11 protein-coding genes are annotated in these 13,443 nt (G+C 73.4%); 3 read left to right on the top strand and 8 right to left on the bottom strand.

What is annotated here, in order from left to right; genetic code table 11:
* Window positions 1-8 precede the first annotated feature (8 nt).
* Window positions 9-2,051, top strand: a complete 2,043-nt coding sequence (locus tag AB0J33_RS11155; RefSeq protein WP_363612213.1) for a biotin carboxylase N-terminal domain-containing protein — start codon at window positions 9-11, stop codon at window positions 2,049-2,051.
* A complete protein-coding gene (locus AB0J33_RS11160) occupies window positions 2,048-3,211 on the top strand; it encodes an acyl-CoA dehydrogenase (protein WP_363612215.1) in 1,164 nt (387 codons plus the stop codon). The genes AB0J33_RS11155 and AB0J33_RS11160 overlap by 4 nt, the downstream gene beginning before the upstream one ends.
* Before the next feature lie 141 nt (window positions 3,212-3,352).
* On the opposite strand, the gene AB0J33_RS11165 is transcribed toward AB0J33_RS11160, so the two are convergent.
* Entirely contained in the window at window positions 3,353-4,555 is a 1,203-nt protein-coding gene (locus tag AB0J33_RS11165) for a hypothetical protein (RefSeq protein WP_363612217.1), read from the bottom strand.
* Entirely contained in the window at window positions 4,552-5,493 is a 942-nt protein-coding gene (locus AB0J33_RS11170; protein WP_363612219.1) for a transporter substrate-binding domain-containing protein, read from the bottom strand. The genes AB0J33_RS11165 and AB0J33_RS11170 overlap by 4 nt, the downstream gene beginning before the upstream one ends.
* Window positions 5,494-5,661: 168 nt before the next feature.
* Between AB0J33_RS11170 and AB0J33_RS11175 the strand changes: the two genes are divergently transcribed.
* The gene (locus tag AB0J33_RS11175) at window positions 5,662-6,003 is read left to right on the top strand and encodes a hypothetical protein (protein ID WP_363612221.1); all 342 of its coding nucleotides are present in this window, start codon (window positions 5,662-5,664) and stop codon (window positions 6,001-6,003) included.
* Here AB0J33_RS11175 and AB0J33_RS11180 read toward each other — a convergent pair.
* The 6 genes from AB0J33_RS11180 to AB0J33_RS11205 form a co-directional block, all read right to left on the bottom strand.
* On the bottom strand, window positions 5,990-7,486 hold the full coding sequence (locus tag AB0J33_RS11180; RefSeq protein WP_363612223.1) for a serine/threonine-protein kinase: 1,497 nt from the start codon (window positions 7,484-7,486) through the stop codon (window positions 5,990-5,992). The two genes, AB0J33_RS11175 and AB0J33_RS11180, sit on opposite strands and share 14 nt — an antisense overlap.
* A 30-nt stretch (window positions 7,487-7,516) precedes the next feature.
* A complete protein-coding gene (locus AB0J33_RS11185) occupies window positions 7,517-8,020 on the bottom strand; it encodes a hypothetical protein (RefSeq protein ID WP_363612225.1) in 504 nt (167 codons plus the stop codon).
* A gap of 126 nt (window positions 8,021-8,146) precedes the next feature.
* The gene (locus AB0J33_RS11190; protein ID WP_363612227.1) at window positions 8,147-11,782 is read right to left on the bottom strand and encodes an adenylate/guanylate cyclase domain-containing protein; all 3,636 of its coding nucleotides are present in this window, start codon (window positions 11,780-11,782) and stop codon (window positions 8,147-8,149) included.
* Window positions 11,779-12,615 carry an MBL fold metallo-hydrolase gene (locus tag AB0J33_RS11195; RefSeq protein ID WP_363612229.1) on the bottom strand — a complete coding sequence of 279 codons (837 nt, stop codon included), beginning with the start codon at window positions 12,613-12,615 and terminating at the stop codon, window positions 11,779-11,781. Before AB0J33_RS11195 ends, AB0J33_RS11190 begins: the two co-directional genes overlap by 4 nt.
* 126 nt (window positions 12,616-12,741) lie before the next feature.
* Complete coding sequence (locus AB0J33_RS11200) at window positions 12,742-13,203, bottom strand: RidA family protein (protein ID WP_124856656.1); 462 nt, start codon at window positions 13,201-13,203, stop codon at window positions 12,742-12,744.
* 55 nt (window positions 13,204-13,258) lie between these two features.
* Entirely contained in the window at window positions 13,259-13,414 is a 156-nt protein-coding gene (locus tag AB0J33_RS11205) for a DUF4177 domain-containing protein (RefSeq protein ID WP_007466198.1), read from the bottom strand.
* Window positions 13,415-13,443: the final 29 nt, after the last annotated feature.

A 13,443-nucleotide genomic window follows, 5' to 3' on the forward strand; every position in this document is an offset into this window, starting at 1 on the left:
GGGCTGACATGATCACCAGACTGCTCGTGGCCAATCGGGGCGAGATCGCCCGCCGGGTCTTCGCCACCTGCCGAGCGGTGGGCGTGCAGACCGTCGCCGTGTACTCCGACGCGGACGCCGACGCGCCGTTCGTCGCCGAGGCCGACCTGGCGGTGCGGCTGCCCGGGAACACGCCGGCCGAGACGTACCTGCGGGTCGAGAAGATCCTGGAGGCGGCCCGGCGCAGCGGCGCGGACGCCGTCCACCCCGGTTACGGCTTCCTCGCCGAGAACGCCGAGTTCGCGGCGGCGGTGACCGACGCCGGGCTGACCTGGGTCGGACCGCCGGCCAAGGTGATCGCCGCGATGGGCGACAAGCTGGCGGCGAAGGCGCTGCTCGCCGACGCGGGTGTGCCGATGCTGCCCAGTTGGACCGACACCGACGAGGTCACGGGCTTCCCGGTGCTGGTGAAGGCGTCCGCCGGCGGCGGTGGCCGGGGGATGCGGATCGTCCGGGCGGCCGACGACCTGGCCGAGGCCGTCGCCTCCGCGCGCCGCGAGGCGACTGCGGCGTTCGGCGACGGCACGGTCTTCATCGAGCGGTACGTCGAGCGCGGCCGGCACGTCGAGGTGCAGATCTTCGGCGACGCCCACGGGACGGTGGCGGCCCTCGGCGTCCGGGAGTGCTCGATCCAGCGCCGGCACCAGAAGATCATCGAGGAGGCGCCCGGGGATCTCCCGCCGGGGCTGCGGGAGCGGCTGCACGAGACGGCCGTGGCTGCCGGGCGGGCGGTCGACTACGTGGGGGCCGGCACAGTCGAGTTTCTGCTGGCCCCGACCGGCGAGTTCTTCTTCCTGGAGATGAACACCCGGCTCCAGGTGGAGCACCCGGTCACCGAGTTGATCACCCCGGTCGGGCTGGACCTGGTCCGGATGCAGTTGTTGGTGGCCGAGGGTGCCCCGCTGCCCGAGCCCCACCACTACCCCGCCACGCGCGGCTACGCGATCGAGGTACGGCTCTGCGCCGAGGAGCCGGCGCTGGGCTGGCGGCCCGCCACGGGCACCCTGCACCGCTTCAGCGTGCCGGGGGTGGACCGCGAGTTCGGCTGGCTCCAGCGGTCAGGCCTGCGGCTCGACTCCGGCGTGGTGGCGGGATCGGTGGTGGGGGTCCACTACGACTCGCTGCTCGCCAAGCTGATCGCCGTGGCACCGACGAGGGCCGAGGCGGCCCGGTTGCTGGCCGGCGCGCTGTCCCGGGCCGAGTTGCACGGGGTGGCCACCAACCGCGATCTGCTGGTGCGGGTGCTGCGCAGCCGGGAGTTCGCGGCTGCGGAGATCGACACCGGTTTCCTGGACCGGCACCCGGAGGTCTTCGAACCGCTGCTCCCCGCCGACCAGGTCCCGGTCACCGCCCTTGCCGCCGCGCTGGCGGGCGCCGCGCACCGTCGGGCCACCGCGCCGGTGCTCTCCGGGCTTCCCTCCGGCTGGCGCAACGTGCCCGCCGTTGCGCAGGTCACCCGCTTCGTCGGACCGGACGGCCACGAGGTCGAGATCCACTACCGGCTGGACCGGGCCGGACGGCTCGCCGACTGGTCCAGCAACCCGCCGGCCGAGGATTCCGCCGAGCGGCCCACCGTGGTGCTGGTCGAGGCCACCCCCGCCCGGGTGGTGTTCGACGTCGACGGGGTTCGGCGCGGGTACCGCGTACACCGGGTGGGGTCGGCGGTTTTCGTGGACGGCCCGGACGGGTCGGCGAGCCTGACCGAGCTGCCGCGCCTCCCGTTGCCCACCGCGGAGGTGGCGGCCGGGTCGCTGCTCGCGCCCCTGCCCGGCGCGGTGACCCGGGTGCACGTCCAGGTCGGCCAGCGGGTCACGGCCGGCGAACCGCTGCTGACCCTGGAAGCGATGAAGCTGGAACACCCCGTGCTCGCCCCGGTCGACGGCGTGGTCGCCGAGCTGCCCGTGCCGACCGGCGCTCAGGTGCGGACCGGCGCCGTGCTTGCCGTTCTCGACGACCTCCCCGCGTCGCACCACGACCCGGAGCCGTCGAGCCCCGAGGAGGACCCCCGATGACCTTCGACCTCACTCCCGAGCAGGACCAGCTGCGCGACGCCGTGCGGGCGTTGGGCCGCCGCTACGGCCACGGTTACTTCGTCGAGAAGGCGAAGGCCGGCGAGCACACCACCGAACTCTGGGCGGAGGCCGGACGGCTCGGCTACCTGGGGGTCAACATCCCCACCGAGTACGGCGGCGGGGGCGGCGGCATCACCGAGCTGGCCATCGTCTGCGAGGAGTTGGCCGCGGCGGGTTGCCCGTTGCTGCTGCTGGTGGTCTCCCCCGCCATCGCGGCGACGGTGCTGTACCGGCACGGCACCGAGGAGCAGCGCAAGCGGCACCTGCCCGGCCTCGCCGACGGCTCCCAGAAGATCGTTTTCGCGATCACCGAGCCGGAGGCCGGGTCGAACTTCCACCGGCTCGGCACGGTGGCTCGCCGCGACGGCGACGGCTGGCTGCTGAACGGCCGCAAGTGCTACATCTCCGGGGTCGACGAGGCCGGTCATGTGCTGGTGGTGGCCCGTACCGAGGATTCCTCCACCGGCAGGCTGAAGCCGGCGCTGTTCCTGGTGCCGACCGACGCGGCGGGGCTGACCCGCTCCAAGCTGGACATGGAGATCGTGTCTCCGGAGAACCAGTTCCTGCTCTACCTGGACGACGTGCGGGTGCCCGCCGACGCGCTGCTCGGTGAGTCGCTGGACGCCGGGCTGCCGGCGCTCTTCGCCGGGCTCAACCCGGAGCGGATCACGGTGGCCGCGATGGGTGCCGGCACCGGCCGGTACGCCATCGAGCGGGCCAGCGAGTACACCGCCACCCGCAAGGTCTGGGGTGGTCGGAGCATCGGCTCGCACCAGGGGGTGTCGCATCCGCTGGCCCACGCGGCGGTGCAGGTGGAGCTGGCCCGCCTCATGATCCAGAAGGCGGCCACCCTGTACGACGCCGGCCGCGACCTGGAGGCCGGAGTGTCCGGCAACATGGCCAAGTACGCCGCCGGGGAGGCCGCCGCGCTCGCCGTGGACACCGCCGTCCAGGTGCTCGGTGGGGCCGGCATGACCACCGAGTACGGGGTGGCGACCCTGCTCGGCGCGGTCCGGGCCGGCCGGATCGCCCCGGTCAGCCGCGAGATGATCCTCAACTTCGTGGCCCAACACGTCCTCGGCCAGGACAAGTCGTACTGACCCCCGGCCTGCCTGCCGCCCGGGTGTGATCGACTCGGTTTTCTTGATTTCGGGGTGTTCGAGGGCCATTAACGCCCCGATTTCCTGAAAACCGAGTCGATCACGCCCGGCGACGCCCCGGCGACGGCCCGGCGACGGCCGTCAGGCCGGGGTACGGCAGGCGGCGTCGATGCGGTGCACCGGGCGGACCCGGCGGCCCATGCCCTCCAGCAGGGAATCCTCGACGTGGAAGTCGAGGATGCGCAGCTGGTGACGGGGCAACTCCTCCTCGCTGGGGCAGAGCACCTGGGCGCGGACCAGACCGACCGGGACGTACCGGACGCCGCCCTTCTCCTGGAGGATCACCATGTTGACGTCGTCGGTGGTGACCACGTGCCCGCGTACGTCCTCGGTGGGCCCGCTCTCCGGCCCCACCGTGGTGACGGTCAGCGGCAACACCGGTGTGCTGATCACCGGCACCGCGGCCCAGACCAGGGTGGCCAGCACCGCCACCTCGGTCACCGACGCCAGCGGCCGGATCACCAGCCCCGGCAGCGGCCCGGCGATGAACAGGGCCAGCAACGGAGGCACCACGAGGAGCGCCAGCACCAGCCACTCATCGCCCTGCTGCACCGCGTCACGCAGCGTTGGCAGCATCAGCCAGCCGTACCCGGCGAGCACCGCGCCGATCAGCAACAGCCGAGGCACGAGCCGCTCATGCAGTCGCCCGGGGCGCAGCTGGAACGCGGCCGCGAACGCCGGCAACAGCAACGGAAGATAGAGCAACGGCCAGGTGATCAGGGCGAGCAGGAAGCTGGCCAGCACCACCCAGGCCGGGGTGATGTCGGCCCAGCGGGCGAAGAGCGGGCGACGACGGGTGCCCGGCGGAAGGCGGTCCGCGCTGACCGCCAGCACCGCGCCGAGCGCGAAGACGGCGACCAGCCCGGTGGAGAGCAGCCGGGCCGCCGTGGTCAGGAAGCCGGCGAGCAGGTTGACCGGCCCGACGTTGGCCACCAGGAGCAGCGTGGTCTGGAGTTCGCCGCCGGCCTCCACACCGAGGCGGAGCACCGAGAAGATCGCGGGGACGCCCACCACGGCCGTCCAGAACGACTGGCTGGCGCGGGCGCGTCGCTCCGCCGGATCCCAGCGGACCCGACCGGGCTCGATTTCGGCGACGACCGGCGCGGCGGGCGCGGCGACCGGCACCCCGGCCGGCCAGGCGACGTCACCCGACGCGCCGGTGGCTGGCTGATCGGCGATCGACGACGACGCCGTACCGTCGGCCGTCGTCGAGTCGTCGGGCACGGACGCGCGGGGCGGCGGGACCGGGCCGTCGCCGCCGGTGGCGGTCGGCGCCGCGCTCACTTCGCCGGCGCCTTGTCGTCGAAGTCGACCAGCTTCGGCACCTCCAACGGCTGCGGCTGGCGCTTCTCGGCCTTCAGCCACGGGCCCAGGGTCCGGTTGTACGCGGTCAGCCAGGGACTGGCCTGCCCGTCGCGGCCCTGCTCGTAGCTCTTCTGTAGGAAGAACGCGACCAGGTCCCGCAGAGCCGGATCGCCGATCGGCACGCCGATGCCCAGCAACTCGCTGGTGCCGAACGGCATGTCGACGATCTCGAACTCCTTCGGAAAACTGGCCAGGAAGCCGGCAAGGATCGACTCGTCGGAGCTGACCGCGTCGTACCGGCCCTTCCGGATGCCATCGACGCAGTCGCCGACGTCCTTGACCACGAACGTCTTGACCTGGTGCTTCTCCAGCTCGGCCTCGGTGGTGGAGCCACCGCTGGTGCAGACCTTGTAGACCGGGTCGCGCAGATCCTCGATGGTGCGGACCTTGTCCTTGAGTCGGACCGGCACCATCACCTCCTGCGTGGTGACGAAGTACGGCCCGGCGAAGCTGACCAGCTGCTTACGGTCCTCGGTCATGGAGAAGCTGGAGACCACGAGGTCGACGGTGCCGCCCTGTAGCGACGGAATGCGGTCCTCGGTGGCCACCGAGACGAACTCCAGCCGCTGGTCCCCCTCGTAGCCGAGGGAGGCCGCGATGTACCGGGCGATCTCGACGTCGAACCCGACGTGCTGGCCGTTGCGCAGCTCACCCATGAGTGGCTCGTTCGTGGCGACACCGATCCGCAGCTTCGACTGGCCGTAGATGTGTGTCTCGCGCATCTTCTCCTGCACCGAGGGCAGGTCCGGTTCCTTGCGACTGTCGCACCCGGCGGCGGCGGCGAGCACCAGCGCGAGGGCGACCGCCAACGTCGACGCGATCGAGCGGAGCCGGGACTGCGAACTGCGTGAGTTCATGGGCGACCTCGCTGCTGAAAGAGCCTGCGGGACACCGAGAGTAGCGGTTCTCGTCCAATCCGTGTGGATGCCACCGATCATGTCGGGCGGGCCGCTCGGATCGACGTCGATCGGCGCGGCGGTCGGCTTCGCGGTTGACAGCCGGCCTCGTGACGACATGCTGGACGGGTGAGTCGATTGTCCAGACCCGATGCGCGTACGGTGGCGGTGCTCGCGGCGCTGGGCGCCCTCGCACCGCTGGTCATGCTGGTCGTGTGGCGCCGGCAGGATCTCCTCGGCGTGGTCCTCGCGCTGCTCTGCGTGCTGCTGACCATGGTCACCGGGGTCGCCGTCTCCGCCGCTCGTCAGGTCGACGACCCGGAGCCGGTGGACCGGTCGGCGACTGTCGGGCCGCCCGAGCTGATGCCGTACGGGATCGACGCGGACACCCTCGACGCACTCGACAGTCGGGACGCGTTGCGTGCGGTGCGTGACCGGCGGCGCGGGTCGAACGGGCTCAGCGGCCGGTGAGGGTGGGCGCGGTGAGCGCGTCGACGCCCCGCCCCGCCAGACACCGGTAGGTCCGGTCGATGCTGCCGTCGACCGGCGGTAGCACCTCCAGATGCCAGCCGGTCGGCTTGCTGATCCCGGTGGTCAGCCGAAACGTCGTGGCGCTACAGACCTGTCGTACCGGCTCGGCGGCGACCACCTCGTCGTAGTCGGCGCCGACCAGTGACACCGGCAGGATGCCCTCGGCGTACGTCTCCCAGGTGTGTGGGCCGGCGCAGGACAGTCGCGCCGCCTCGGCGCGGCTGCCGCGGATCCGCATCGGGCCGAAGCATTCCAGCTCGGGCAGGCACCGGGCGCCCTCGGGCAGCGCGGTGGGCGCACCGGCGCCGGTGGCGCAGCCGGGCAGCGCCCCGGTCGCCGGCGCGGCGATCTGGGTGGCCGACGGGTACGGGGTGGGTGGTGGCGCCCGGTCGGCGACCCAGGCCCCGGCGGTCGCGGAGGCGGCGAGCGCGAGCACACCCGCACCTCCGAAGAGCCAGCGCCGCCAGCGCCGGCCGGTGGGCGCGACCCGCTGCGTGTCCTCGACGGGCGGGCGGGGCACCGGCTGGCTGGCCGCGTACGGGCCGGAGAGGGTCGCGCCACCGCCGACCGGAGCGCCGCTGACCGGCGTCGCCGGCGTGCCGAGCGGCAGGCTGGCGAGCAGGTCGTGCAACTCCAGGGCGGAGGGACGCTCGGCCGGGTCGTTGGCCATGCCGGCGCGCAGCACGTCGATCAGCTCGTCCGGTACGCCGGGCAGGGCGGGGAGCGGCTGGTTGAACATCTCCAGGACGGTGACCAGGCTCGGGTTGCGCTCGGACTGCCAGCGCGGCGGTCGACCGTGCATCACCGCGTACAGGGTGGCGCAGAGCGCGTACACGTCGACGGCGGGCGACGGCGGGCTGTGGCTGAACATCTCCGGCGGCGCGTACGCCGGGGTGAGCACCTCCAGGGTGACCGAGGCGTCCCGGTGCTCGGCGAGAACGGCGAGCCCGAAGTCGGCGAGCACCGCGGAGTTGAAGGGCGAGTAGAGGATGTTGGCCGGCTTCACGTCCCGGTGCAGCACCCCGGCGGCGTGCGAGTGGGCCAGCGCGTCTGCGATCTTGATGCCGAGGTCACGGGCCTCCACCGGGCCGAGCGGTGAGGTGCGCATCCGTTCGGCGTACGAGCCGTCGCAGAGCTCCATGATCAGGTAGGGGTGCTGATCGACGGTGACACCCACGTCGAAGAGGTCCACCACGTGCGGGTGTGACGACATTCGACCGGCCGCCCGCGCCTCGCGCAGGAAGCGGGCCTGGTCGCGCTCGCTGTCCAGCGTCCGGTTCTCCACCTTGACGGCGACTTCGCGCCCCACGGAGATCTGGGTGGCCTGGTAGACGGTCGCGTACCCACCCCGGGCAAATACCCGCAGATCGGTCAGACCGGGCACGATCGGCACTGGCGGGCCGCCGGTCGGGGTGTCGGTCACCGCTCGAAAATACCCAACCCGACCGATGGCTCAGCGCGCCGCGTCCGCCGAAGCGGCATCGGCGGGACCGGTACCCTCCTCGGCGACCGCGGTCGTCCTGGCACCCTCGGCCGATGTGGCACCGCCGGCCGGGACACCCCGGCGGGCGTCCAGGCGTAGGCCGACGGCGGTGGCCACGGCCCCCAGCCCCTCCCACGCCGCCACCCCGAAGAACCGGTCGGGAGCGATGTCGGCCAGCACCGCGATGGTGAACACGGTGAACGTGACCAGCCGGAAGACCACGGTGAACCGGTAGAACACCCGCCACTCGGTCACCGTGGCGAGCAGGTAGTAGACGCCCATGTTGAACGCCGCCATCGAGGACGCCAGCAGGAACGTCCCGGTGTGGTCACCGACGGCCCGCGTCTCCGGCACCTCGAACCCGAGCATGCGCAGCTGCGCCTCCGGCCAGAGCAGCCCCACCGCACCCATGACCAGCGCCAACACGCCGAAGACCGCGATGGTCCAGCCCGCGATGGATCGCGGCAGCTTCATGAAGAGCCTCCCCAGGCACGGCGAGGGTCACCACTGTGGACCCGCACACGGTGGTGACACGCTAGCCCCTCACCCCGACCACCACATCCCCGGAACCGGCAAAACCTGCCCACCCCGGCCGGGTGGTCAGACCAGGGCGGCCAGGCGGGCGCGCAGGGCGTCCGCCGCCGCTCGTTCGCTGCGCTGCTCGGTCGCGTACGCCAGGCGGACCGCCTCGTCGGCGCAGGACAGGGCCTCCGCCGGACGTCCGGTGGCGGCCAGCGCCTCGGCCAGCACACTCGCCGCGATCACCTGGCTCCGCACGTCCTCGGCCGGTGCGGTGACCGCCCGGCGGGCCCAGTCCAACGCCTGCTCCCGCTGACCGTGAGCGAGCAACGCCGCAGCGTACTGGGCCATCGTCTGGCGGCGGGAGAAGAGCAGCGAAGGCGCGTTCGCGGCGGCCGTGGCCACCGGGGCGAGCAACCCGACCGCGGTCGCCGAGTCGCCGGCGGCGAGGCGGGCCGTCGCCAGCAGCACCCGGGGTGCCACCTGCGCCGGCGCCTGCGGGTTGTGCGGTTCCACGGCGGTCAGCACGGCACGGGCGACCCGTTCGGCCGTCGCGCAGTCGCCCATGTCCAACGCGACGAAGCCCCGCAGCGTGCCGGCCATCCCGGTGAGCAGCGGGTGCGAGGTTCGCTCCGCGTACGCCAGGGCGTCGGTGAGCAGGTCCGCCGCGTGCTCCGGCTCGCCCAGCCCGCGCGCCACGACCGCCCGGACCACCAGGGCGAACCCGCGTCCCCAGTCGTCGGAGGCGGCGGCGAACTCCCGGTACGCGCGCCGGGCCTCCCGGTCCGCCTCGGCCAGGTCACCCAGCTCGGCGGTGGCGAACGCGGCCACCGCCCGCAACGTGCCCACCGCCCACGCCTCACCGACCCGCTCGCCGAACGGCAGGAACACCTGCGCCATCCGACACGCCTCGCGCAGACGGCCGGCGAGCAACCGGGCGAACGCGGTGGTGCCGCGCAGCCAGGCCCGCCCGTACGGGTCCTTCAGCTCGGCGAAGAGCCGGGCGGCCCGACCGAGCACCGCGTCGGTGCCGGCGAAGTCACCCCGGGTGGTGGTGACCCAGGCCAGGTTCTGCAGCGACCACGCCTGCCCGCGTCGGTCCTGCGCGCCGAGACTGACCTGGTACGCGGCGGCCAACCGGCTGCTCGCCTGACTCAGCCGCCCCGCCACGAAGTCGGCCATGCCGAGCCGGCGCATCGCGGTGGCGCGCTGGATGGGCAGCTGACCCGCCGTGGCCACCTGCAACGCCTCCTGCCAGGCGGTCACCGCCCGGCCCTGATCACCGAGGGTCTCCTGGGCCTGCCCGGCCAACAGCAGGGCGTTGACCCGGGTGATCTCGTCTCCCGCGTTCGCGGCGATCTTCTCGGCGTACGCCAACGCGTCGGAGACCCGGCCGACCTGGAGCAACGCGCGTGCGTGCACCACCCGATCGGCCGCCGGCACCCCCTCGCGGGCCAGCTCGGTGGCGCGCTCGGCGTACTCGACGGCCATGGCCGGCTCCCCGGCGGAGAGCGACCGACGGGCGGCCCGACCGAGCGCGGCGACGCCGAGCGGGACCACCGCGCGAGCCGACGCGTCCGGGCGCAGCTTCACCGCGTCGGCGAGCGTGGCGGCCCGCTCGACGTGCGTCGCCACGAAGTCGTCCCGGGCCTCGTCGGTGAACCCGCCCACGGTGCTGGGGGTGGCGTCGTCCGCCGGCGCCGCCCAGCGGGCCAACGCGGCGTGCCGCTCGGCCAGTTCGGCCTTGCTCACCCCGGCGTACGCGGCCTCCCGCATCAGCGGCGTCGCGAACGAGTAGCCGGCACGCGAGCGGTGCAGCATCCGGCGTTGCAGCAACTCCTCGACGGCGCGGTCCAGCTCCACGGCGACCACCGCCGACGGCCGACCGTCGCGGCCGGCGCGCTGCTCGCGCATCGCCTCCAGCGCGCCGGTCGGCACCGTGTCACCGGTGACCGCGGCGTCGCGCAGCACCGACCGGGCGTCCGGCGGCAGCGCGTCGATCCGGGCCGCGAGCACGGCCGCGAGGTCCCGGGAGAGCAGTCGGCTGCCCAGCGAACCGGGCACCAACCGCCAGCCGGTCGACCCACCCTGTTCCCGCTCGCCGGTGCCGGGCCGCTCCACCGTCGCGCGCGCCCCGCGCGTTGATTCCGTGGTGAGCGCTCCGCGTTCGATGAGCAGGGTGACCAGCTCGGCCAGGTAGAACGGATTGCCCTGCGCGGTGGCGAGCAACCGGTCGGCGTCGGCCTGCGGCAGCTTGCCGCCACCGAGGTAGCTGGTGAGCAGCCGCGCCGCGTCGGCCCCGCGCAGCGGCGGCAGCGAGTGCACCTCGGCGTCCGCGACCCGGGTCAACGCCCCCGCGGTACGCACCAACTCGGGGCGACCGAGCAGCAGCACCAGCACCGGGCCGGTGAGCTTGGACAGGGTCAGCCCGAGGGCGCTGATCGTCTCGGTGGTGGCATCGTGCAGGTCGTCCACCACGATCACCAGCGGCGCCTCCGAGGCGAGCCCGCTGAGCAGGTCGGCGACCGCGCTCGGCACCACCTCGGCGTCCGCGGGCGGAGCCCCCGATCCACCCCACTCGCCGCTGTCGGTGCCACCGTGCGCCGGGAGTTCGGCGTAGCCGAGCAGGGCGAGCAGCTGCTCCGTGGCGATCGGCGCGGTCTCCGCACCCGAGCGGGCCAGCCGCTGCCCGAGCCGGCGCAGCCGCTCCTCCACGGCCGGGCGGGTCAGCGCGGTGGAGGCGTCGCTGGGCAGGCCGACGGCGGCGCGCACCAGGTCGGCCAGGGGCGCGAGCCGTCGCCGCTCACCGAACGCGGCACAGCGCACCGAGAGCACCCGGGCGCCGGTGTGCGCCGCGTACCGGCCGGCGCCCACGTCGTACCCGGCGGCGAGGCGTTCCACCTCGGCGGCGAACCGGGACTTGCCGATGCCCGCCTCGGCGGTCATCAGCAGCACCCGTGGGTCACCCTGGTCGATCACCTCGGCGAGCCGGCCGGCGACCCGACCGATCTCCGTCTCCCGGCCGACGTACGGCGCTTCGTCGCCGAGCCCCGAGCGGGTGCCCGGAGCGTCCAGCAGACCCAGCAGCTCGTACGCCTCGACCGGCTCGCGCTTGCCCTTGAGCCGCAACGGCCGCAGTGCCCGCCAGGAGGAGACGTGGCGCGTGGCCGCGGCGGTGCGCCCACCGGCGTAGACGGCCCCGACCGCGGCGGCGTCGGCGAGCCGGGCCGCGGTGTTCACCGTGTCGCCGATGACCGTGTACTCGATGGCGGCCTGGATCCCCGCGATGACGTCACCGGTGTTCAGCCCGACGCGCAGCCCGAGCGGCGCGCCGCCGCCCCGCTCGTCGTCGAGCACCCGGCGGACGGCCCGTTGCATGGACAGGGCGGCCCGGACGGCCCGTTCGGCGTCGTCCTCGTGCGCCACCGGGGCGCCGAAGACCGCCATGATGCCGTCACCGGTCAGCTTGTCGACGTGCCCGCCGAAGGTCTTCACCGCACCGGCGAGGGCCGCGAGCACCCGGTCGGTGACCGCGCCGACGCGTTCCGGGTCGAGGTCCTCCGACCAGGAGGTGAATTCGGACAGGTCGCCGAAGAGAACGGTGACCACCCGGCGCTCGGCCGCCGGCAACGTCGCGGCGGCCGGCAGCGCGGCACCGCAGTTGTGGCAGAACCGCGCACCGGGAACGGCAACGGTTCCACACACGGGGCAGGTCACATGTGCTCCAACCCACTGGCCCCGGGCGCGGATTCCCCGGTGCCGACACCCAGATACTCCAGTTGCGCGCGGACCGACCATTCGGCCGCCCACCACAGCGAGCGGTCCACGTCCGCGTAGACCGTCGCCACCACGTCCGCGGGGGTGTGGGCGCCGGCGGCGACCGCCGCCCGGACCTGGTCGAGCCGGGCCCGGCGGTGGGCCAGGTAGAAGTCGGCGGCGGCGGCGCAGTCGGCCAGCGCCGGGCCGTGCCCGGGCAGCGCCACGATCCCCCGGTACGCGGAGAGCAGCTCCAGGCTGGCCAGGTAGTCACCGAGGTGCCCGTCGGGGTGGGCGACCACGGTGGTGCCCCGGCCCAGGATGGTGTCACCGGTGAGTACGACCCGCTCGTCGCCGTGTTCGACCAGGAAGCAGACCGAGTCGGCGGTGTGCCCCGGTGTTCGCAGCAGACGGATGTGCAGGCCGAGGTCGCCGATCGAATCGCCCGGGTCGGTCAGCGGCTCGGCGCCGATGGTGTGCGCCGGGTCGACGGCGAGGACGTGCACGCCGCCGAGCAGCTCACTCAGCCGGGCGGCGCCCTCGGTGTGGTCGGGGTGGCCGTGGGTGATCAGGATCAGCCCGACCGGGCCGTGCTCGGCGATCCGGGCCAGGTGTCCCTCGTCCGCCGGCCCCGGGTCGACCACCACGGCGTGCCGGGCTGCCGGGGCGCGCAGGACCCAGGTGTTGGTGCCGTCGAGGGTCATCGGCCCCGGGTTGGGCGCGCGCAGCAGTGTCACCCAGCGGGGCAGTTCGTCGGCAAGCGCCGCCACCGCCCCCGTCACGTGCCCGCTCATGGCTGCGATCGTACGACCCTGCCCGCCACACCCCACGACCTTGCACTTGCCGTCCCTGATTCATCCCGGTACAGGGCTTTCGTCCGGGCCGGAAGTGCAAGACCGCAGGAATGCTGGACGGACGCGTCAGGCGACCTCGACGATCAGTTCGATCTCCACCGGGGCGTCCAGGGGCAGCTCCGCCACCCCGACGGCGCTGCGGGCGTGCCGGCCGGCCTCGCCGAAGACGATGCCGAAGAGGTCGGAGGCACCGTTGATCACCGCAGGCTGACCGGTGAAGCCGGGCGCGGAGGCCACGAAACCGGTCACCTTGACCACCTTGACCACGTTCTCCAGGCCGACCAGCGAGTCGACCGCGGCCAGCGCGTTGAGCGCGCACCGCTGGGCCAGATCCTTCGCCTGCTCGGCGGAGATCCCGGCGCCGACCTTGCCGGTCGCGAGCAACTTGCCCTCGGCCATCGGCAACTGGCCGGAGACGTACACGTGCTGCCCGGACTGCACGGCCGGGACGTAGCTGGCCACCGGCGGCACGACCTCGGGCAGTTCCAGCCCCAGCTCGGCGAGCTTCGCGTGCGGACCGTTGCTCACCGCGTCACCCCGGTGTTCTCGACCGTGGGGCTGCGCCGCGCTGCACGCCTCGCGCTCACGCCTTCGGCCGCTTCAGGTAGGCGACCAGCTGGTCCGGGTTCGGGCCGGGGACCACGGCGACGAGCTCCCACCCGTCCTCGCCCCAGTTGTCGAGGATCTGCTTGGTCGCGTGGACCAGCAGCGGGACCGTGGAGTATTCCCACTTCTGCATCGCTGAAGGGCTCCCTCTCGGTGCGGAAT

The sequence above is a fragment of the Micromonospora sp. NPDC049645 genome (assembly GCF_040675155.1).
In the GTDB taxonomy this organism is placed as follows: Bacteria; Actinomycetota; Actinomycetes; order Mycobacteriales; family Micromonosporaceae; genus Micromonospora.